Here is a 22383-nt window from a genome sequence, read left to right on the forward strand (position 1 = left end):
GATTTTGTACATGCTTAAACAAGCGAAAATGTACATGTTTATCTTGACATTTACATGGTGAATTAAAGCGATTGATACCAGATATATCTCAAGGGACGTTAGCGAAGCAATTACGTGAATTAGAGCAAGATCAACTAATAAAACGCGAAATTTATCAAGAAATACCACCTAAAGTAGAATATAGCTTAACTGAACATGGAAAAACAGTCAGTACTGTTTTGGATAGTATGTGTAGTTGGGGAAGAGGGCATTTAGAATATATAGATAAAGATAAACCATAAAAATGTTATGTAAACTTATTGTGGTGTGAAGGGAAATATTGTTTTAATAATTTGTATTTTATAATATATAATTAAGGAGTGTCGTAGGTTATTATACATATTTAATTTATTTTTACAAAGGGGAAGTAATAAGATGAACGAATTAGAGTATAAAAGCTTCTATGATAAAGTAGGAAGATTAAATGGATGGGATTTTAGCAAAATAAAATGTGAAACTGTAGGAGATACATGGGACTTTTATAGTGAGGTAAAAGAAAGGTGTAAACCATCACATATTTTACTTGATGTTGGTACAGGCGGAGGAGAAAATGTACTTAACATAGCATCATCAGCTAAATTGTTGATTGGAATTGATAATTCTAACGGCATGATTGCAACGGCACATTCTAACTTGAAAAAATCAGGTGTACAAAATGTTGAGTTTCTTCAAATGGGTTCTGAAGCTTTAACATTTCCACATGCACATTTTGATATTGCTTCAAGTTGTCATGCCCCGTTTCTGGCATCTGAGTTAGCGAAAGTAATGAAAAAGGGTGCCTTTTTCTTAACACAACAAGTAAGTGAGAATGATAAATTAAACCTGAAAGAAGCATTTGGTAGAGGACAATGCTTAGGTGAACGGGATGGTACTTTAAAAGAAAAGTATATGAATGAACTTATTAGTGCAGGATTTGATCTCGTGCAAGTACGTGAATATGATGTTACCGATTATTACAGTAGGTCTGAAGATCTCATTTTCTTATTAAAACATACCCCTATTATTCCTAGATTCGGAGAACAGGAAGAGGATTTTACTATTTTACAAAAGTTCATTGATACGTATAGTTCTGAAAAAGGGATTCGTACTAATTCAAAAAGATTTATGATTATTGCTGTAAAACCTTAATGTATTTTATCGTAAAAGTTGCTTTTCATTTAAGGAAAGGCAGCTTTTTTATATGGAAATAATGCAGGGGAAATTTGAAAAAATAGAAATAAGTAAAGTGTTAATTAAAAAACGAAATATGGAGGATATTTGTTTTGAAACGTTAGTGTACTAGCAATAAAAGAAGCTAACATATTCATACTAAAGTTGTAGTTTCTATATGAAAAATCCATCCTTCCGTTTGATTTTATCTATTTATAAGTGTAATACAATACGAATAGATAATAAGAAATGAGGGGGAATGTAAAGTGATTACACATATATCAGATATAAAACTACAGACGGTTTCCATAGAAGGGGTAAAACAAGTTTATAAGGACATATTATCTTTTCCAATAAAAAAAGAAACAGCATCCTTCATTCAATTTGAAGTAACACCTTATACAACAATTAGTTTTCAAGAAGTGTATGAACCAATCGCACCTGCACATTTTGCTTTTGAAATCCCATATTCAAAATTCCATGAAACAGCAAAATGGTTAAAGGACTCTGGATTACTCATTGTAAAATGGAAATGTAATTGGTGAAGAGAATGGTCTATTCAATTTATACTTTAAAGACGGAGATGGAAATCTACTCGAAATTATCGCACATAGTTATGTTAAAGAGGATGTATTAGTACCACACTCACCTTTAAACATTTTATACGTAAGGGAAATTGGTCTTCCTGTTAAAAGTGTACCTGTTTTTACGGAATGGTTAAAATCAAATCTAAATATGAAAACGATGGAAGATGGGGATATTTTTAACTTTGTTATAGGTGGCACTGCATATATCGTCGCGACTTGGTGGCAGCGACCTTGGATTCCAATCGCGATGAAAGCTCTATCACCGAAAGTATACGTTTCTTTCGGAACACCAGACGTCGCATTTTTACAACGAATCCAAAATAATTTTAAGAAAAATAGTGTATCATTTGAATGTAAACGTAATGAAGTATCATTTATTGAGCAAGGATATACATTTTCAATTGTGCATACATCAGAGTTTCATTCGGATATTCCTAAACAATTAAACTTACCGCTTTCTATTTAAGGATGGAAAGCGGTAAGTTTTTTGTATATTCGTGAAGAAGGTTTTAGCTAGGATTATAGTGAATTTAAAGAGAAGTATAAGGTGTTATTCTAATTTATGTTAAGGGGGGAAATAAAGTGGTTTTAGGTAATCCAATTGCAAAAGGGAATACAGCAGAAATTTATTTAACTGATGATAAGGTTGTAAAATTATTTAAAGATTACCTCCCAGATACAGAGTCTATGAATGAAGCAAAAAAACAAAAATATGCGTATTCATGCGGGTTGCCAGTTCCAAACGTATTTGAAGTGAAAAAGATACAAAATAGACAGGCAATTATTATGGAACATGTAAAAGGGGACAACATTGGTGATCTTCTGCTTAATAATTTAAATGAGGCAGAGCGTTATATCAGCCTTTGTGTTAATGAGCAAAAAAAGATCCATGCTATACATGTGAATACAGATGAAATGGAGTTAATGAGGGAGAGGTTAGAGCGTCAAATTAAATCTGTGCATAAATTGGATGAACGCAAAAAGAAGGATATATTACAAAAATTAGATTTTATTACATTTGATTTTAGGCTATGTCATGGAGATTTTCATCCATTTAATTTGATTTTGAATAAGGAAGAGAAAGTGAAAGTTATAGATTGGGTAGATGCTAGTTCAGGTGATATTCGCGCAGATGTATTTCGAACATACTTGTTGTACTCACAATCTTCGGTAGAATTAGCTGAGATGTATTTACATATATATTGCAGTCGTACCGGCATATCAAGAGATGAAGTTTTTCAATGGGCTCCTATTATTATGGTAGCTAGATTTTCTGAAAAAGTATCACCGCAAAATGAAGTGTATTTGAAAAGATTATTGAATCAGTATTTATAAGTCATAAAAAAGGTTGTCAGCTAATTAATAAATGCTGTTGTTTAACCAAAGTTTCCTTGCAGTTAAACAACAGCATTCTTAAATATTGATATAGGTATTCTTATTTTCAATCTTCATCCTATAAAGGTTCATAATCCGTACTTGTTCCTCCGTTAATTCTTCTTTATCCCAATACATATGCATTAAGCTATATTCAAAAATCTCCTTTAATTTAATAAATAACGGAAACTTGTCTTTCATCTCTTTTGATAGCTCATTTTCCTCTTGGTAGCCTTCAAATAGTGCTTTTGTAATAGAATACTCATAGTCAACGATATTCCCATTTCCAGCAAATGAATATTCTATCGCACTATAAATAGGAACGGCTAAATCGAATATGTAAAAATGTTTTTCGCAGTCTTGAAAATCTATCATTGTTAAGTTTGAATTATTTTCGACTAAAATGTTTTCTAACCATAAATCTCCGTGTATTAAGCCGTAATTTGAAGGGGATTTTGGTAGCTCTTTTATGGAAGTTAAAACGTCAGATGCAATTTCTCTTATTGTATTTTCTTCTTTAGGGATATATTTAAGAAAATTATATTCTTCATTTTCATACCAATCGTTTATATGTTTTACTGGTTTAATCTTTTCAAAGCTTTTAGATATACGATGTAATTTTCCAATTTGTTTACCAAGTTTTTTAAATATATTAGAATTCCATTCAGACCTTGGTAAATGTATACCAGGAGCAGCTTTATATAATACAGCAAAAATCTCCTTGTCTAATGTGAATTTTTCTACAAAATTCCCTTGTAATGAAGGGATTATTGGTGGAACACCTAAACCATTTTGATATAAAAAATTCGTATATATAACTTCTTCTATCTGTTCTTCATATGTTTTGTAGTTTGTAATTCTACTGAAGTATGTACCTTGTTCTGTAAGACATTCATACATCTCATTTGTTATTGGCTTAATGTTAATAAAATTCAACGGATACTGTTCATTTATGAATTGAAGTATTTCTTTTTCTAGCTTGTTCATTGAAACGTCCTTTCCAAACCTTAATTTTTTAACTTGGGAATTAATAGAATTTTATTTTATAAAATTCGTGTTTAATTTTTGAAATCCTTTAAAATGAAATATGATGTAAATTGACCTTTAATAATTAGTAAGGTGTTGCCAACATACTCATTAACGCTAAATTGAAAAATGAATAGAAGGTATGACAAAATAAGATAGATGAAAAAATATAAAATTAATACTTATATATAGATTATAAAGACTTTAGAGAAAGGCTCATGTTATAAAACACAAGAAATATCAAAAGAAAGAAACGCACTTCTCCTATACTTTTAAATAAGGAGTGAAGGAAATGAATGAACATATACAGCAGATGATTAATTGGATTGAGAGCAATTTAAAAAAGAGATTTTCATTAGATGAATTATCTCGTTACATGGGGTATTCTCCTTATTATTGCTCTTTTAAATTTCATCAAGTAACGGGTTTCAGTATTAGACGTTATATTCTTCTTAGAAGGTTGTATTTATCTACGGAAGATTTAAAGAATGGTAGGAAGATAATTGAGGTCGCATTGGATTACGATTACTCTTCCCAAGAGGCTTATAGTAGAAGTTTTAAAAATGTTTTTGGAATGAATCCAAGAGAATACCAACTTAACAAAATGCCTATTCAATCATTTGTTAAACTAAATTTAAATAAAGAAGGGGCGTTTAAAATGAATATTTCTAGAAAAATAGAGGTTGAACAGTTACGAGATAGGAAGAGTGAGCTATTTGATAAAGAGGTACTTAACATATTAAATGGTCAAGTTATGTATGAAGAATTTAAAAACGAAAAGCTAATGGGTGATTCTGATTATGCCCCATTTAATGAGGCAATGTGTGTGAACTCGGCTACTACTCAAGTTTTTAATGAAGAGTTTATTAAAACAAGAGCGAAAGGACATAACAGTTCAGTAGAAAGTTATATAAAAAAGGTTATAGATCCGTTAGAAAACCTTTTTACGAAAAAGTATAAATGTATTGTTCTATGGTTTGGTGAAGATATGTTTTGCCAAATGAACCTACTTACCATACTTTCTCATCTTGAACAGTCTGCTTATGAAGGGAAGGTATACTTAAATAGCTTTAGAGAGGATGAATTTAAAGTAAATCAAATTGAACTTGAATTGGGGAATTATTCTTCTATATACAATGAAGTATTAGTAAACCATAAAAAGACCTCTCATAAGGTACCACCTGTAATGTATCAGGCTATAGACTTATTTTTAGAAATGTTAACAGAAGATAATGCAGTAATGAAATTCATCTCTAAAAATAAAGATTTATCAACTCGTGAATTATTAATAAAGTTGTTTTATCTTTTTCCAACAATCGGATATGGAGATACTCAGTACATAGAGCTGATTAATAAAATAAAGAAGAAAGCTACACCCAAAATATAGGTGCAGCTTTCTTCTTATAATTGCTCAAGTAATTCTAATTCTTTTTCTACAAATAGCATTAGTTCTTTAATTGTTTCACCAGAAAAATCAAAACGAATACCGGCTGCATCATACACTTCTTTTATAGATTGCGAGCTTCCTAGTGATAATGCCTTTTTGTAATTTTCTAGCGCTTGCTTAGGATCCTCTTTATATTGTTTATACATTTGTAATGCACCAAGTTGAGCGATCGCATATTCAATATAATAAAATGGTACTTCAAAAATATGGAGTACAGGTAGCCAACTCGTTGCTATCCAGTTTTCGTAGCCATCAATATGTATGACGCTAGACTGATAATGTTTTTGAAGTTGTAAGTATTTTTCATTTCTTTCTTCAGAAGTATGACTTGGATTTTCATACAGCCAGTGTTGAAATTGATCGACAATAAGCATAATAGGTAAATATGAAATAACATCTTTAAAGAAGTTAATTTTTGCTTGTTTTAAATCTTTTTTGTCTGTATAGAAGGTATCCCAATAATTAAGCGAGAATAACTCCATTGTCATACTGGCTAGCTCAGCTGTTTCAGCTGGAATTTCTATATACTGTCGTAATTTTAATGGTTTTATGAGTTCGTTATGAATACTATGACCCATTTCATGTATAAAAGTGACAATATCATCTTGTGTATAATTTAAGTTCATAAAAATATAAGATAATTGTGAAGCTGGTAAGTACTCACAAAAGCCACCAGCTGCTTTTCCTTTGCGGCTTGTTAAATCAAGACAATTGTGTTTATACATTCGGTTTAAAAGTGCTGAAAATTCAACATCTAGTTTATTAAAGATATGAGTGCTCTTTTCAATTAAATCATTTTCATTTGCAATAGGTTTAAGTACTTTTTGATCTGGAGTTACAGCTGATACATCCCACGGGCGAAGCGTATCAATTTGCAGTTTATCTTTTTTCTCTAGCAATATTTTATCTTTAAGAGGCACAACATACTTACGTATGGATTCAGCTAGTTCATAGCAATCTTTCGCTGAATAATCAAAACGCTCGTATTTTTTGAACATATAATCGCGATAATTCTCTAGTTGAATATTTTTTGCTTTTTGATGGCGAATTTCAATTAATTGATTTAATATGTTTTGGAGTTCTTTTTCAACAGATAAAAATTGTTCAGAAATAATGGTTTTTGCCTTTTTACGGGTGTCACGATTCGAATCTTGTAAATAGGATTGTAATTCTGTTATCGTTTTTTCTTCTCCGTCCCAAATTCCACTTAATCCTCCAGTGATTTCAAAGTACTCTGTGATTAATTTGTCTTCCTTTATTTCTAATTCGATATTTTCCTCACAAAATAACTTTTGAGCATTTTTTATTTTTGTATCTAATAAACCATACAAGTTAGAATCTAATTCCATTCGAAAAGGTGACTCTAAATATTTATTATCCAATAAATTTTGGTACCGCTTTAAAAGTGGCTTTACAAATTGTTGATCATGTTCAAAAGTATCCTTTATTTCTTCATCATCCGTATTACATTGAAAGGCGATGTAATGTGATCTTAATTGTTCTTCGATGTCCCAAATAACTTTTGACTGCTCTTTTAACCAATTTTCAAGGTCTAGCTTTGAAGAAATCATTTTATTTAATAAAGTCGAAAGAGTTTTTTCCAATTGTAGTACATTACTAATATCAATCGTATTTACACGTTGCATTATATATCCCTCACTTTTTATTTATTCATGGAGATATTCTATTTATTAATTGTAATTCCCTTGTTAAGTGGGGGAAATGTGAAAAAATGTTAAATTTAATAATTAAAGAAGGTATTTATATGTCAAAGTAAAAAGTTTATCGTAAATGAAAATATATGGAGGGGTGCTACATGAGAAAGGGAAAGAAGTTACTAGTATTTTTATTTCCACTTGCTTTATTATGTGCCTGTGAGAATGACATTGAAGATGCTAAAAGTGAAGAATCTATAGTGATGAATATTGCTACAGCCGCGGTAAAGGAGGAATATTTTTTTAGTGCTACTATAAGAGATGTAAAAGAAAGAATATTAGATTTAGAGATTGCTGATAGCGAAAATGCTAACGAAATAAAAAAAGAAATTAATAAAAGATTGCAAATTCAAGGCGTTATGTCCTATAAAGTAAATGTATCTCAAAGAAACAAGGAGATTGTAAATGCAGAACATAGATGGGAGTTAGTTTTTGGACAGATATTTGATGGCGTATTCAGAAAAAATGGATATGAAGGGTTTGGTATTCAGCAAATAAATTATAAAAAGAATCAACCTGTTACCATTGATATAAAAACTAAGATTAGCGATGATGAAGTAGGGGCGAGAGAACTTGGACAGAAAATAGAAAAAGAAGTTGAAGGGGTACTTAAAACAGAAGCAGTAAAGAAATGGATTGAAAATGATTCATATGCTATTGGGATTTACGATATAGATGATCGGAAAATTAACTAATTGAGGAATGAATGCTATATGAATGAAAAATCGATATAATTAAATGTAGAATTACTGAAGGAGGTGTAAGATGTATAAGTATTTAAATATTTTAAACGACATAGAAAATATGATTCAAAATGAAGAAATAAGAGAAGGAAAGAAATTACCGTCTATACGGTCACTCGTTACGCAATATGAATGTAATAAGGCAACAGTTATACGTGCTCTTCATGAATTAGAAAAGCGTCACATTATATATTCTGTCCCTCAAAGTGGATACTACGTTGTTAAAAAATCAGAGAATACTATAGAAAATAATGAGATAATTGATTTTGCTTCCTCAGCACCAGATCCAGATGTTTTTCCATATTTAGATTTTCAACATTGTATTAATAAGGCTATTGATACGTATAAAAATGATTTATTTGTATATGGAACGCCGAAAGGGTTACCATCTTTAATACCAGTTATTCAAAAACAACTAGCAAATTATCAAGTCTTTACAAAAGAAGAAAATATTTTTATAACATCAGGTGTTCAGCAGGCGCTTGCTATATTAACTTCTATACCATTTCCGAATGGAAATGAAACTGTATTAATTGAACAGCCAACATATCATCTATATATTGATTATCTAGAAATAAATAAAGTTCCTGTAATCGGTATTAAACGTACGAATGAAGGTATCGATTTGAATGAATTGGAGCAAATATTTCAAAATGGAAAAATAAAATTCTTTTATACGATACCGAGATATCATCATCCGCTTGGAACTTCTTATTCTAAAGATGAGAAAGAAAAAATCGCACTATTGGCTAAGAAATACAATGTATTTATAGTGGAAGATGATTATTTAGCAGATTTAGAAACTGATTCAAAAGCAGATCCGTTATATAGCTTGGATAATTGTAGTCATGTCATATATTTGAAAAGTTATTCGAAGATTATTTTTCCTGGTTTACGGGTTGGAGTTGCGGTCATCCCACCATCCATTGCAAATGCGTTCTATACATACAAAAAGATACTAGATATTGATAGTCCGATGATTTCTCAAGCGGCTTTAGAAATTTATATAAAGAGCGGTATGTTTGAACGTCATAAAAGTAAAATTAATTCTTCCTACTACAATAGATCAATAAAACTAGCAAAAACATTAGAAAAAGTGCAAAATGAAAATCCATCATTATTTACATATAATAGACAAAACACATTTGGAATACACACTTGTTTAGAAATGCAGAAAAACACAGTTACAGACACACTTATACAAAAATTAGGTGACATGCAAATAAGTGTCGATACTATTGATAAGAATTATATGAGGAATTTTCCTAAAGAAAAACTGTTAAAGTTAAATGTTTCGAATGTAAAAGAAGATAAGATTGAAGAAGGTATTCGTAAAGTAATTGAGGAAATCAAGCAATTAAGACAGTTTAATTTTCAGTTTAGAAAAGAATAATTTGAATTAGGAGGTTCGTTGTGAGGCGCAAAATCATTCTCTTGTTTGTATGTAGCGCTATAGTGGCAGGTGCAATTGTTGTGATTACATATTATAAAAAAGAGGATCAATGCATAGCAGTTGCTAAGTATTCAAGAGGTATTATCGTAGATCAAAATAACGAACCTATATTTAATGTGAAAATATATGAAGATTCAATTGAAAGTAAGGAACACAGTATTTCAAATGCACAAGGTGAATTTGAAATACTAGATGGGGTTTGTGGTGAGATTGTTTTACAATTAGTTACTCCTGATGGAGAAATCTATACGAGAAAATATGATAGGAAGTATATACCAGAAGTAATAAAGCTGAATTATAAAAATAAAAGTGAATAAGATGAAACCATTACGGAGAAAAATAGCAGTTGTGGCCGGAGCAATTATATATGTAATTGGATAATTATATATTTTTTAAGAGCACTCTTAGCAAAGAGTGCTCTTTTTCATCAATGTAAATATTTACTTATCATCTTTTTAAAGTGATTTTTATCATAATTTACATATTGCATAGCTGTATTTCGTATTGGATCTCCAGCATAAAATCTTTCATACAATTCGTGTCTAGATCCTAAGGGGCTTCCGATGATATCCCAGGCTAACTTAAATAATTTTGTGCGTTGTTCGGCATCTATATTAGTTCCTTTAAAGTACTTTTTCAATAAATCAGCTATAGGACTCAGGAAGTCATTTGAGCTCGAAGGAATTTGAATGAACCCACCTGCTCCAATTAATTGTAAAATTTCTATTGCACGGGGATAATATTTGGAACCAAGATTCCTTGCAGTTTCGATATATTTAAAATTCGGCAAATAAGTTTTCGTTTCATTTGTAGTACCTTCAACTTCAGCAGCAATTAAAAGTGCGCGAATTGTTTCGATTTGCATAATTAATTCCCCAAGCTTCTCTTGAACATGCAAATAAGTAGTAGCACCGATCGCTTCAGCAATTTCACAAGCAATTGCAGTTATAAATTCTAGTTTTACTACTAATCGTACAATTGCTTGATGATAAGCTAAACTACTAGAAGCTATATCTGACTTTAATTTCCATAATGCTTCAGGGTTGTTATACAGTAAGACACGTTCCCATGGTACAAATACATTATCAAAGATTAATAGCGCATCCATTTCATCGTACTGTGAGCTAAGAGGGGAATCAACTGTACTTGAGTTTGCATTCGCAAATGGTTCTCTACAAACCATATGTAATCCAGGGGAATTGGCTGCCACAATGAGAAAGTGAGCTAAATCTTTTTGAGTATCAGTCAGTTTTGCTAATGGATAGATTAATAAATCATTTGAATAAGGAGAAGCAGTACCTACCATTTTTGCACCATTTAAATAAATTCCATCAGAAGTTTCCTTCGTAACTCTTAGTAACCCTAAATTTTTTGCATTCAATATTGATTCTGTAGAACGATTTATTTGTGGGTCACGTTGAACTACACTTAAGAACAAGTGATTATCTCTCGCTTTTTCATAATAAGATGTAATTTTATCTGGAAACTGTGCATCGAATTTTTTATAAAAATATCTTGATACGTACCAGCCAGTAAGTCTCGATCTTGCATAATCAGATAATCTACTCATTACACCGTCTGTAGCATAACTCCACGTTTCAAATGCAGTTCTTCTCATTAATAATTCATTATAGGAATTCGGAACTAAAAATGCAGTATGAACAAATCCTTTCGTTTTTGGGCTCACATATCCAATAGAATCTCTTCGTATGGGGTCATCAAACAATGTAAATAAATTAGAAATGGTACTTAATGTACCTGCAAAATGTTTGTCTGTAGTTACATCTACTTTTTGTCCATAGAGCCAAACGTTACGACCATCTTGTAAGCTCTTTATATAGTAATCCTTCAAATTTTGCATATTTCCTCCTTTTAAAGGCTACTCATATATTTGTACATCTTTTAATGGTGGGGAATATACGTGAAATGTTATTGCTGTTGAATCTGTAGCGTTATACATTTTATGCACAGTATCTTTTTTTACTGTGAAAATATTTCCCTCTGTAAACTCTTCAATCCGCTCGCTATTATTTTCGTACGTTATATTTTGTAGCGTACCATTGACTATTAGTATACATCCTACAGATATTCCGTGATCGTGCACAAAAGTCTTTGCTTTGCTGGGGAATTTTAATACTAAAATCTCTACAAATTCAGACTGATAGATAACGTTCCTTCCGTATTCAAGATTAACTGGTGAAGTAATAAAAGGAGATATTTTATGAAGTGAAATATTTAATGATTGAATAGCGTGTATTAAATTGACCGTATCGTAGTTACATAGGTTATTAAACGTTTTTTGTATGTTATGAATCAATTGCATGTAAAACTTCCTCCTAAGCATGTACAGTAAAAGAAAACCTAATCTAATATTATATAGTGAGTATTGAATTACATAATATTGTATTGAAACATTTCCAAAAAGTTACTTCTTTTACTTAGGAAGTTTATTCAATTTGAAAATTGTGGTAATTCGTTCCGTTAAAATGATATGCTTGAACTATATATTTTTTATCCCGTTAAATCCCGACTGGTGAGGGCTGATAATCAGTGAAGGATGAACAAAACCCCCACTGATTAAAGTTTCACTTTATTGGAAAGGTGATGAAATAAATGGCAGTTCTTTTAGTGGAAAATCTATATCAAATGTCTATTGTTTTACTGATTTTATGTTCATTTTGTTTTTATAGATATTTAAAGAAAATAAAAAGGGAAAGAAAGCTTACAGGTTTTGAAATTACGATGTATATCGTGACACAACTTGCGTATTTCATTTGGGCGGCAACAACTTTTCTTAAAATGTTATCAGAATAGTAATTTTAAAGTATTAGACGCTGAACAGAAATGTACAGGAGCATTAAAGGTATAAACTTGGGCAAGGGTAATTTATTATCTATTAGGTAAATAAATTTAGTCGAAATATAGATGGATAACAATATTACTTATAACATCTTTATAAAAAGAGAGGATATAAATGGAACAATATAAGTTAATTGTAAAAGGGCCTAAACAACTTGAGTGGGAAACAAATGAAATTAAGGACATACAGGACGATGAAATTATCGTTAAAACAATCGCAGGAGCGATAAGCATTGGGGCCGAGTTACCACAGTATAATGGATCCGATGTTACAGATCCGCATCCTTTTTATCCAAGAAAAACTGGATATGAAAGTTATGGTGAAGTGATTGAAGTTGGTAATAAAGTAACACATGTAAACGTAGGTGATAAAGTAGTTTCTTTTTATGGACATGAAACGATAGGGATAGTTAAGGCGCATAAAGTAATTCGAGTGCCTAGTTCTATACAACCTAAAGTTGCTTTATTATCTATTCTTTCGTGTGATGCCGCTAAAGGAGTATTGAAACTAAACCCGCGACAGGATGAAAAAGTACTTATAACTGGAATGGGAGTTATTGGTTTACTCGCTTGTTATTTCTTAAAATACTATGTAGGCGTTGAGCACGTGGATGTTGTTGAGCCTAATAAAAATAGAAGAGATTTTGCAAAGAATTTTGGTGCGAAAAACATATATGATTCAGAAGAGAAAATAATAGAAACATATAATTATGGTTTTGAATGTTCTGCTACAAATAGTGGGTTCCATACTTTGCAAAAAACTCTTAAAACTAATGGTGAAATATGTATACTGTCTGATGGTAATATTGAAGAACTAACATTAATTGCTAACTTTTATCAGAAAGAATTGCAAATCATTGGATCAAGTGACGGATACCATTATCAAAAACATGCAGATTGGTTTTTTAAAGAAATAGGAAAAACACCATTTATAGAAGAGATCTTTCAACATGAAATACATTATACTTCACTCATACAATGCTTTGATGAATTGAGTTTAGGGATAATTAAACCATTAAAAGTATATGTTTCATATGAATAACGAAAAAAATGAGCAAATATTTGTCACATACCTCACAAATGTTTCGTCACATTTATGATTACTAAATGAGGAGGAACATATATGAAAATATTTGTAGCAGGTGCAACTGGTGTAATAGGACGTTCTTTATTGCCAATGTTAATAAAAAATGGGCATATAGTTTTTGCGATGATCCGTAATACTTCGCAAGTAGAAGCAATGAAAAAGGTTGGTGCTATACCAGTAATAGCTGATGTATTTAATAGAAAGGCTGTATTTTCTGTATTAGAAGAAACAAATCCCGATGTAGTTATTCATCAATTAACGTCATTATCTTTATGGGATTTTGAGGATAATGCAAAAATTAGAACAAAAGGCACTCGTAACCTTGTCGATGCCGCTAAAAATGTAGGGGTACAGAAAATAATCGCTCAAAGTATTTCATGGGCGTATGAACCAGGGGATACATTTGCGACTGAAAAAAACTCACTACATATTACTGCTTCTATGCCTCGGCAAGTCACTGTTAATGGCATATTGAAATTAGAAAAAGCTGTTACTGAGTTACCTGAATCGGTTATACTTCGTTACGGCACATTATACGGACCAGGAACGTGGTATGCGGAAAACGGATTAATAGCAAATCAAGTTCGTAATAATGAAATTATCGCATCAGATGGGATAAGCTCGTTTATACATGTTGAAGATGCTGCAAGAGCTACTATGCTAGCCCTTAATTGGCCTTCAGGAATCGTAAATATTGTAGATAATTATCCAGCAACTAGTAAAGAATGGTTACCAATATATGCAGCAGCGATAGGGGCACCTAAGCCTAAAGTTCAAGATGGGAAAAATAGTTGGGAAAGAGGAGCTTCCAATAATAAGGCACGTAAAGAGTATGGATGGACACCTTTATTTCCATCATGGTCTGAAGGATTTAACAACTTAATAGGTAAGTAAAACACACCTTTGATGGGAATGATAGTAAAATACACCATTAAAGGATTGGGTAGTTATGAATATAATTTTGGAAAGTATTATATTAACTTTTACTGGAATAATTGTTTTGAAAATGACAGGTAGTACATCTGTGAGCCAAATGACAAGAGCTGAAATCATTATAGTTGTATCAATTGGCCGTATTATTGTAGAACCTGTATTAAGTAGAAAAGTAGTCCCATCTATATTCGCGGCTATCATATTTGCAAGCATATTACTTATCATTCATTTCTTTGAATTGAAATCAAGGAAGGTGGAACAATTTTTAAATGGAAGTAGCATTATAATTGTTGAAAACGGAGAGATTGTAAAAGAGAATTTGATGCAGGCAAAAATGTCGGAACAACAACTTTATATGCAATTAAGAGAAAAAGGGATTCATGATGTAAAGAGTTTACAGCAAGTTACAGCGGAACCGAATGGTCGTATTGGTTATCAATTAATAAAAGAAGCACAACCAATAACTTTAGAAATGTTAGAAAAAGTATTAGATCGGTACAATATAAAAAGATAATTTCTCGTGAGAAAAAGCCAATACTATAACGGAAGTATTGGCTTTTTTATTTTTCTACAAACGTAAGGATTAATAAAATAGGGTGGATTTTAAACCAATCATTATAATAGATATAGGCTTATAATTGTGCTATATTCAATGGACTTATAGTGAATGTGGTAAAAAACTAATTTGGCATAGGTAGACGCAGCGTTAAAATTTATAAGTTTTTAATGTGATACTAAAAATGGATTGAAAATAAGGAGATAGATACATAATGGAATTTTGGGAATCAAGTTTTATCGAAAAACAAACGATGTGGGGATTTGAACCTACAGAATATGCAATTTTGACAAAAGATTTTTTTCTTGAAAAGAACGTTAAGAATATATTAGTTCCGGGTATTGGATATGGAAGAAATGCAAAGGTTTTTATCGATAATGGTATAAATGTAACAGGTATTGAAATTTCGAAAACAGCGATCGATTTAGCAAGAGAAAACGGACTAGAAGATGTTAGTATGTATCACGGTTCAGTAAATGAAATGCCTTTTGAAAATAAACTGTATGATGGGATATTTAGTCATGCACTTCTTCATTTGTTGAATGAACAGGAAAGAGAGAAATTTATTGAAGATTGTTATAATCAGTTAAAACCAGGCGGATATATGGTTTTTACAACTGTTTCTAAAAAAGCTCCCATGTACGGAAAAGGAAAACAGTTGGATAAAGATTATTATGAAATAATGGAAGGCGTAAAAATGTTCTTCTATGATTCTGAATCTATAAAACGAGATTTTAATCAATATGGATTAGTACAAGTTTCGGAAATTGATGAACCAAATAAGAACATGGCAAATAAACCTTCAATCAATTTTTTAACGATAAAATATAAGAGAGAACTATAATTAAAAGTTATTAAGAATTATTAAAGATGTTTATATATTGATTATGCACAAATAAAAAGGACAAGCATATAATAGAAGTACCTATTAACTTTAAGTAACCTTAACTTTCTTTAATAGGATATCTCAAAATCCCCAAAAAGAGCACTTGCGGAAACAAGTGCTCTTTTATTTGGGATTTTAAACCATAAATATTGAATAAAATGTTAAACTGAAAAGAGAAATTTTTGTAATTAAAACTGTAGTATATGAATGGAGTGTTATTGAATGCAAACAAGAAAAGCCTATCTATATGTATTTGACACGATGTCTGATTGGGAATACGGACATTTAATTGCTGAACTTAATACAGGGAGATATTTCAAAAAAGATGTAGCGCCTTTTAAAGTAGTAACAGTTGGAATAAATAAAGAAACGATTATTTCAATGGGGGGCTTGAATATAAAGCCAGATATTTCCCTAGATGAATGTATCCTTGAGAATAACGATTTATTAATTTTACCTGGAGGGAATACTTGGAGTGAAGAAATACATAAACCTATTTTGAAAACAGTTGGTGAAGCTTTAAAACTTGGTACAATTGTAGCGGCAATTTGCGGTGCAACTATAGGTCTTGCAAATTACGGTTACTTAAATTCTAGAAAGCATACAAGTAATAGTTTAGATTATATGAAAATGGTTTGTCCTAATTATAATGGAGAAAATTTTTATGAAATGGGACCTGTAGCATCCAGTGAAAATCTTATTACTGCATCGGGTGTAGCCCCGCTAGAATTTGCAATGGAAGTACTGAAAAAATTAGATGTATTTGCGCCGGATACACTTCATTCATGGTATAAATTGAATGAGACTCATGAACCTGAATATTTCTTCCAGTTAATGTATTCAATTAATAGCTGAGTAGTATTTCGAATGAAAATCATGTTTTAGATGATGCGAAAACTAATAACAAAATAATTTTATGAAAATAAAAGGTAAGGGTGTTCCTATGAATATATGAGGAAATATCCTTACCTTTTATAGTGTTATTTCTGAACGACAAACGTAATGGCACTTGTTTTTAATTGAATGTGTCTTTCATTTCGAACAATATCATAAGCTAATTCTTTTATTTCAACTTTTAGTTCTTTCCATTCTTTATAAATGCTTTTTAAAGTACTTATCATTTCTTCGGTTGAAAGATTAATTTCAATTAAAGCTTCTAATTCTTCATTCGTTATTGGATCAATTTCTTGTATGTTAGAGTTAATAATTAAACAATTAATACCGCCGTTTTTTGTACCTCTTTTCATAGAGTGGAGTACATTTTTAAAATCTTCTTCTGATCTGACATGTTCTAAACTTGATACTGCAACGATATAATCATAAGCGTTAGAGTCAATATAATAGTTTTCAATTGCTGCTTCTTCTGTTTTTATAACCTCGAATACATCATGTTCTTTGCTATAAATTTGTAGTTTTGTTAAAGCGGAATTAAGTAAATCAACACATGTAACAGTGCCGCTAGTATTTTTTATTTTTTTTGCAATTGGAATGCTATTTCTCCCAACGCCAGAGCCAAGGTCAAGTACTTGCAAGTTGTTTTGTCCGTCAAAGTGGTTCATCAAGTCCATAACCGTTTTAACTGGTTTGAAAAGCCAAGAGCCAGCTTCAAACAGTTTATATTGTTCATAGCAAAGGTCGTGATATTTCTTTTCTTCTTGTCTTATGTAATCGATACGGTTCACATTGTTTCAGCTCCAATATTTTTATTACAAAATGAATAGGTGGGACAGCCTTTAACATTTGTTTGAATTCGAAAAATACCACCAGCATGTGGATACTCTTTTAATTCGTCATCCGTCATTCTTGTTCTGGCTGTTGTAACATATAAATCAGTTAAGTTAGGCCCACCAAATGTACATGATGTTACATATAACGCAGGAATTGGAATACTTAATATTTGTTCTCCAGTAGAGGGATTCCATCTAGTTATTTTTGAACCTCCCCAATGTGCAATCCATAAACAACCTTCTTCGTCAATTGTCATACCATCAGGTAGACCATCATTTTCAGAGAAAATGATTACATCACTTGGATTATGAATTTCTCCAGTACGTATATTATATTGATAGCGAACCACTTTTTTAGTAGGTGTATCTATAAAGTAAAGGTATGTATGATCAGGTGACCAAGCGATTCCGTTTGAAGTATTTACATGTGAAACTTTTTTCTCTACACTCAAATTATTATGTAAACAATATAAGGAACCTGCAGCATTCATACCGTATGTATCTGTAGTACCTGCCCAGAAACGACCAGCTGGATCACATTTTCCATCATTGAAACGATTTTCTATTAAATGTGGTTCAGGGTCAAAAATATGTATCAGTTTTTCTGTATTTACATTAATAGAATAAAAGCCGTTTTCCATAGCTAAGAGTAGTACATCCTCTAAATATGGAACAACACAGCCAATTTGTTGATTGAGAGCGATTACTCGGTTTGTATTGGTAGTAGGATTATATATGCATAATTTTTTCTCCATAATATCAACCCAATATAAAAGTTGCTTTTTTTCATTCCAACATGGTCCTTCAGCTAAACTTGCTTTAGCATTTAAAACTAAGTCTATATTACTGAACAAGATGTTCACCTCGCGTTATAAGATATTAATATAATTCGATAAGAATAGAGGTAAACCTTTTAGTCAGAGGATATTATGATTTGTGCTCTAGAAAACTAATCTTCTCAAGTGATTAAAAGGTTTATAAACACGGAGAGGAAAATGCATATGATGTTTTATGAGATTGTTTGCTTTTCTTGTAAGAATATATTTCGTGTTTACGAAGGTAGTGAAAAATATAAGCGATTTAAAGAGAAACCAAAAGGAGCATATTGTTGTGATGAGTGTAGCCACAAAATTCAATTAGAAGCGATAAAGAATTTTTTTAGATAATTTTACGATTTCGATTCGGAAAAGTTTGACAATAAAAGTGTTATAAATTATCATATTAAAAAACTAATATTTAAGGCATAGAAGAGAAGAGTAGTTAAGAAAGAATACGTACAGAGAGCTCTGGTAGCTGAGAAAGAGCGGTATACATCTTAATGAAAAAAGACTTGGAGCTGCGCAAGGAACTAATTTATTTAGGGATGGTGCGACGGGTTCTCCCGTTATAGAGATAGGGTATAAGCATATTTTGCCGTACCTGAAGAGGTTAATATGGTGACATATTAACAAACTGAGGTGGTACCGCGAAGCTAACAACTCTCGTCCTCAAGATGAATAATCTTGGGGGTGGGAGTTTTTTTGTTGCATAAAACTGGAAATGAGAAACAAAAAATAATTGAGGTGAGTAATATATGCATTGGGCGTATGAAGTAGCACATGAATTAATTAGGAAACATCCAAATAAAGAAACGTTTGTTTGTGCATCTGGAATTAGTCCGTCAGGTTCTGTTCATATTGGGAACTTTCGTGAAATCGTAACGACTTATTTCGTAGTAAGAGCACTTCAAGATTTAGGGAAAAAGACTCGTTTTATATTTTCGTGGGATGATTATGATAGGTTTAGAAAAGTTCCAAAAAATATTGATCCATCTTTTGCAAAGTATATGGGTATGCCATACTGTGATATTCCAGATCCGTATGGATGTCATAACTCGTATGCGGAGCATTTTGAAAAAGAGTTTGAAAAATCGCTTCAAGCATTTGGAATTGAAGTAGAATTTATTTATCAACATGATGAATATAGAAGTGGAAGGTATAATGAAAATATTTTAGAGGCTTTGTATAAACGAAAAGAAATATATGATATTTTAATGGATTTTAAAACTGGAGAGTGTAGTGAAAAAGAGCGAGAGAGCTTTTATCCAGCTACATTATATTGTGAGAGGTGCGGAAAAGATACAACAACTATTACACATTTTAATGAAGTATTAAAAATAGTCCGGTATGAATGTGAATGCGGAAATGAAAAAGAGTTATCCGTATTAAATACAAATAAAATGAAATTGAATTGGAAAATCGATTGGCCGATGAGATGGATGATAGAGGATGTTGTTTTTGAACCGGGCGGTAGAGATCATTCATCAGAAACGGGTAGTTATAATGTATCAAAAGAAATTGCAAGGAAAATATTCAATTGTGAAGCGCCTCATTACGTTGCTTACGATTTCATTGGTATTAAAGGGAATCATGAAAAAATGTCTAGTTCTTCAGGGAATAGTATTACACCAAGCGATTTATTGAAAGTGTATATACCAGAAGTAATTCTCTTTATGTTTGCAAAATACAAACCAGGCGCTGCTTTTCATATTGGGTTGTATGAAGATGTGATTCGCAATTATACAGAATATGAACGATTGAAAGATAGTTATGAAAATAAAATGCTCAAAAATGAAGATTTATTTGATGCAATTAAACTATCTATAGTTGATAGCGTGTTTAAAGAATATCCGAGGTTTAATCAAGTGGCAGGAACGTTACCATTATTAAATTTTGATTCAACTATTTTACAGGGGATATTAAAGAAAATAGATAGGAGTTATGCATTAGATGAAATGAGAGTGATAAGTAATCGCGCAGAGTATTGGATAAGAAACTTTCAATCTGAAAAATTAATCGCGGTAAATCAGGAGAAAAATGCTGAGTTTTACTACACATTAGATGAAAGGCAGAAAGAATGGCTAGTAGAAGTTTGTAAAATACTTCGTTCTATTAAAGATTACTCTAACTTAATGGAGCAATTATATACGATTTGTCATCATGAAAATAAAAAAATAATGAAAGAAAATCAAAAACAATTATTCACTATTATATATAAGCTCATTATGAATCAATCAAATGGTCCTCGTATACCATTATTAATACATGTAGTAGGCATAGAAAAATTCATCACACTATTAGATTTCTAAAACACAGTTAAAAGCAACGTAAGTACCAAAATTTCTAAGTACTTGCGTTGCAAATTTTACTATCGTGAATACATTTTCGGACATTCATCACCACTTGGTTCATAAAAACAATGGCTTTTAAACTGTCCTACAAATGGCTGATTATACCATTCAGGTGGACAAGCTCCAACTGGACGGAAATACCAAAGAGCCCATCGTGCAGGCCAGCGCCATTGACCTTGTAAAACTTTTCGTGCGATTTCTTTTTCTGATTCACGAGCGCGTTGATAAAAATATCCATATTGTACTGCTTCAAATCCGCCGGGGCTTTGATATACAGCGTCTCGTACGGTACGGAGTTGTTTAAAATCTAAGCAATCACAAAATACACGGTTTACTACAACGCATCCAACTAACTCCTCACCTTGGCGACCTTCGCCTTCAGCTTCAGCACGAATTAATCGAGCTAGTAAATCAACATCACTTTCGTTGTATGGAATAAGGGGCATAGTGATACCACCTTTCTGTTATAGTAAAGAGTGTATGTTATAAAACAATCTGCGTGCTTTTTTACTTAAAAATAACATTTAATTTTAAGAGGAGCTTGTATAAAAAAAGCTAATTAGTATTAGTAGATAAATATAAAAGGGAGAGGTATTATGTATCGAATTCATAAAGACCATATCATTTACTCAATGTCACCAGAAAATAAGCCGTGTATGGAAGTAGAAATTGGGAGCAGTCTTGTATTTGAAACATATGATTGCTTTGAAAATCAAATCGATTCTGAAGATGTTGTGTTTCAAGAATTAGATTGGAACCGAATTAATCCAGCCACTGGACCTGTATATGTTAAAGGAGCAGAACCTGGCGATATATTAGCCGTAACGATTGAAAAGATTAAAATTGCAGAGCAGGGCGTTTTAACTACAGGTGCAAACCTTGGTGTAATAGGGGATGAGTTAAATGAAAATACAGTGAAAATTGTCCCAATACATAATGAACATGTTTTGTTTTCAAGTGAACTACAAATCCCGATTAATCCAATGATTGGGGTAATTGGTACTGCACCGAAAGAAGAGAGCATTTCATGTGGCACACCGCATGATCACGGCGGGAATATGGACTATAAAGAGATTAAAGAAGGAACAACATTACTACTACCAGTTAATGTCCCAGGAGCACTATTAGCGTTAGGTGATTTACACGCAGCGATGGGTGATGGTGAAATTGGTGTTAGTGGTGTAGAGGTTGCTGGTGAGGTAACGGTAACAGTTCAAATTATAAAAGGAAAACAATGGCCATTACCAATGGCTATTCAAAAAGAAAAAATGATGACGATTGCTTCAGAGAAATTGTTAGATGATGCAGCAAATCGTGCTGTACGTAATATGGTGACATTTTTACATGAAGAATTAGCAATGTCTAAAGCTGATGCAACGCTTTTATTATCGGCAGCAGGTAATTTAAAAGTTTGCCAAGTTGTGGATCCGCTGAAAACAGCGCGTATGGAACTAGGAATGGATTATGTGGAGAAACTAGGATTTATTTTTAGTAAATTTCATATTAAATAGATAAGGGACGAAAAAGGATACTTTTGTATAAAAGCATCCTTTTTTAATTTACGGATTTTGTGAAAAGAGGTAGTATTTATTCTATATAAGTATATTTGAGATTGCGGATTAAAAAGGAGTTC

General features: G+C 31.7%; 22 protein-coding genes, 2 pseudogenes and 1 other annotated feature. Of the genes and pseudogenes, 17 read left to right on the plus strand and 7 right to left on the minus strand.

The genetic code is table 11. The annotated features are described in order from the left end of the window. Nucleotides 1-56 precede the first annotated feature (56 nt). The 4 genes and pseudogenes from CQ064_RS29570 to CQ064_RS29585 form a co-directional block, all read left to right on the plus strand. Nucleotides 57-281 (plus strand): annotated as a pseudogene (locus tag CQ064_RS29570) (winged helix-turn-helix transcriptional regulator); the annotation flags it as partial. A 133-nt stretch (nt 282-414) separates the two neighbouring features. Next, entirely contained in the window at nt 415-1167 is a 753-nt protein-coding gene (locus CQ064_RS29575) for a class I SAM-dependent methyltransferase (protein ID WP_001003871.1), read from the plus strand. Between the two features lie 287 nt (nt 1168-1454). Further along, nucleotides 1455-2241 (plus strand): annotated as a pseudogene (locus CQ064_RS29580) (VOC family protein). A 116-nt stretch (nt 2242-2357) separates the two neighbouring features. Continuing rightward, complete coding sequence (locus CQ064_RS29585; RefSeq protein WP_000242837.1) at nt 2358-3110, plus strand: aminoglycoside phosphotransferase family protein; 753 nt, start codon at nt 2358-2360, stop codon at nt 3108-3110. Between the two features lie 78 nt (nt 3111-3188). Here the strand turns inward: CQ064_RS29585 and CQ064_RS29590 are convergent, their stop codons facing one another. Further along, entirely contained in the window at nt 3189-4136 is a 948-nt protein-coding gene (locus CQ064_RS29590) for a phosphotransferase enzyme family protein (RefSeq protein WP_001037121.1), read from the minus strand. Nucleotides 4137-4467: 331 nt separating this feature from the next. On the opposite strand from CQ064_RS29590, the gene CQ064_RS29595 reads away from it, so the two are divergent. Beyond that, on the plus strand, nt 4468-5562 hold the full coding sequence (locus tag CQ064_RS29595; protein ID WP_001002108.1) for a helix-turn-helix domain-containing protein: 1095 nt from the start codon (nt 4468-4470) through the stop codon (nt 5560-5562). A 14-nt stretch (nt 5563-5576) separates the two neighbouring features. Here CQ064_RS29595 and CQ064_RS29600 read toward each other — a convergent pair whose 3' ends face one another. Beyond that, the gene (locus CQ064_RS29600) at nt 5577-7268 is read right to left on the minus strand and encodes a M3 family oligoendopeptidase (RefSeq protein ID WP_001190023.1); all 1692 of its coding nucleotides are present in this window, start codon (nt 7266-7268) and stop codon (nt 5577-5579) included. 170 nt (nt 7269-7438) lie between these two features. Here CQ064_RS29600 and CQ064_RS29605 point away from each other — a divergent pair, with 170 nt between their 5' ends. The 3 genes from CQ064_RS29605 (at nt 7439) to CQ064_RS29615 (ending at nt 9850) form a co-directional block, all read left to right on the plus strand. Next, complete coding sequence (locus CQ064_RS29605) at nt 7439-8032, plus strand: DUF4030 domain-containing protein (protein ID WP_001225388.1); 594 nt, start codon at nt 7439-7441, stop codon at nt 8030-8032. A 70-nt stretch (nt 8033-8102) separates the two neighbouring features. Continuing rightward, on the plus strand, nt 8103-9473 hold the full coding sequence (locus tag CQ064_RS29610) for an aminotransferase-like domain-containing protein (protein ID WP_000280148.1): 1371 nt from the start codon (nt 8103-8105) through the stop codon (nt 9471-9473). Nucleotides 9474-9493: 20 nt separating this feature from the next. Next, on the plus strand, nt 9494-9850 hold the full coding sequence (locus CQ064_RS29615) for a hypothetical protein (RefSeq protein ID WP_001253115.1): 357 nt from the start codon (nt 9494-9496) through the stop codon (nt 9848-9850). A 110-nt stretch (nt 9851-9960) separates the two neighbouring features. Here CQ064_RS29615 and CQ064_RS29620 read toward each other — a convergent pair whose 3' ends face one another. Beyond that, complete coding sequence (locus CQ064_RS29620) at nt 9961-11394, minus strand: 4-hydroxyphenylacetate 3-hydroxylase family protein (protein WP_001180381.1); 1434 nt, start codon at nt 11392-11394, stop codon at nt 9961-9963. A gap of 18 nt (nt 11395-11412) precedes the next feature. Continuing rightward, the gene (locus tag CQ064_RS29625) at nt 11413-11856 is read right to left on the minus strand and encodes a cysteine dioxygenase (protein ID WP_001176002.1); all 444 of its coding nucleotides are present in this window, start codon (nt 11854-11856) and stop codon (nt 11413-11415) included. 290 nt (nt 11857-12146) lie between these two features. Here CQ064_RS29625 and CQ064_RS29630 point away from each other — a divergent pair, with 290 nt between their 5' ends. From CQ064_RS29630 to CQ064_RS29655, 6 genes are all read left to right on the plus strand, one after another. Next, nucleotides 12147-12347: a hypothetical protein gene (locus tag CQ064_RS29630; protein WP_000279697.1), complete on the plus strand. Its 201-nt coding sequence runs from the start codon at nt 12147-12149 to the stop codon at nt 12345-12347. Between the two features lie 160 nt (nt 12348-12507). Beyond that, entirely contained in the window at nt 12508-13434 is a 927-nt protein-coding gene (locus tag CQ064_RS29635; RefSeq protein WP_000438843.1) for a zinc-dependent alcohol dehydrogenase, read from the plus strand. Between the two features lie 81 nt (nt 13435-13515). Next, nucleotides 13516-14373 carry an NAD-dependent epimerase/dehydratase family protein gene (locus CQ064_RS29640; RefSeq protein ID WP_000689429.1) on the plus strand — a complete coding sequence of 286 codons (858 nt, stop codon included), beginning with the start codon at nt 13516-13518 and terminating at the stop codon, nt 14371-14373. A 55-nt stretch (nt 14374-14428) separates the two neighbouring features. After that, nucleotides 14429-14926, plus strand: a complete 498-nt coding sequence (locus tag CQ064_RS29645) for a DUF421 domain-containing protein (RefSeq protein ID WP_001021415.1) — start codon at nt 14429-14431, stop codon at nt 14924-14926. 256 nt (nt 14927-15182) lie between these two features. Then, complete coding sequence (locus CQ064_RS29650; RefSeq protein WP_000397626.1) at nt 15183-15812, plus strand: class I SAM-dependent methyltransferase; 630 nt, start codon at nt 15183-15185, stop codon at nt 15810-15812. Nucleotides 15813-16076: 264 nt separating this feature from the next. Then, nucleotides 16077-16709 carry a type 1 glutamine amidotransferase family protein gene (locus CQ064_RS29655; RefSeq protein ID WP_001194776.1) on the plus strand — a complete coding sequence of 211 codons (633 nt, stop codon included), beginning with the start codon at nt 16077-16079 and terminating at the stop codon, nt 16707-16709. Between the two features lie 125 nt (nt 16710-16834). Here the strand turns inward: CQ064_RS29655 and CQ064_RS29660 are convergent, their stop codons facing one another. Beyond that, nucleotides 16835-17536: a class I SAM-dependent methyltransferase gene (locus CQ064_RS29660; RefSeq protein WP_001079455.1), complete on the minus strand. Its 702-nt coding sequence runs from the start codon at nt 17534-17536 to the stop codon at nt 16835-16837. Next, complete coding sequence (locus CQ064_RS29665; protein WP_000492413.1) at nt 17533-18435, minus strand: SMP-30/gluconolactonase/LRE family protein; 903 nt, start codon at nt 18433-18435, stop codon at nt 17533-17535. Before CQ064_RS29665 ends, CQ064_RS29660 begins: the two co-directional genes overlap by 4 nt. Before the next feature lie 141 nt (nt 18436-18576). Between CQ064_RS29665 and CQ064_RS29670 the strand changes: the two genes are divergently transcribed. Together CQ064_RS29670 and lysS are read left to right on the plus strand one after the other, a co-directional pair. Next, complete coding sequence (locus CQ064_RS29670) at nt 18577-18747, plus strand: DUF2197 domain-containing protein (protein WP_000551042.1); 171 nt, start codon at nt 18577-18579, stop codon at nt 18745-18747. A 69-nt stretch (nt 18748-18816) separates the two neighbouring features. Then, nucleotides 18817-19073: a binding site (T-box leader), on the plus strand. 81 nt (nt 19074-19154) lie between these two features. Beyond that, nucleotides 19155-20708 carry a lysine--tRNA ligase gene (lysS, locus tag CQ064_RS29675; protein WP_000558614.1) on the plus strand — a complete coding sequence of 518 codons (1554 nt, stop codon included), beginning with the start codon at nt 19155-19157 and terminating at the stop codon, nt 20706-20708. 59 nt (nt 20709-20767) lie between these two features. On the opposite strand, the gene CQ064_RS29680 is transcribed toward lysS, so the two are convergent. Then, complete coding sequence (locus CQ064_RS29680; RefSeq protein WP_001128402.1) at nt 20768-21196, minus strand: cell wall hydrolase; 429 nt, start codon at nt 21194-21196, stop codon at nt 20768-20770. A gap of 150 nt (nt 21197-21346) precedes the next feature. Here CQ064_RS29680 and CQ064_RS29685 point away from each other — a divergent pair, with 150 nt between their 5' ends. Then, nucleotides 21347-22261 carry an acetamidase/formamidase family protein gene (locus CQ064_RS29685; RefSeq protein ID WP_000285662.1) on the plus strand — a complete coding sequence of 305 codons (915 nt, stop codon included), beginning with the start codon at nt 21347-21349 and terminating at the stop codon, nt 22259-22261. The last annotated feature ends 122 nt before the right edge of the window (nt 22262-22383 follow it).

Source organism: Bacillus sp. MYb78, assembly GCF_002975115.1.
In the GTDB taxonomy this organism is placed as follows: domain Bacteria; phylum Bacillota; class Bacilli; order Bacillales; family Bacillaceae_G; genus Bacillus_A; species Bacillus_A cereus.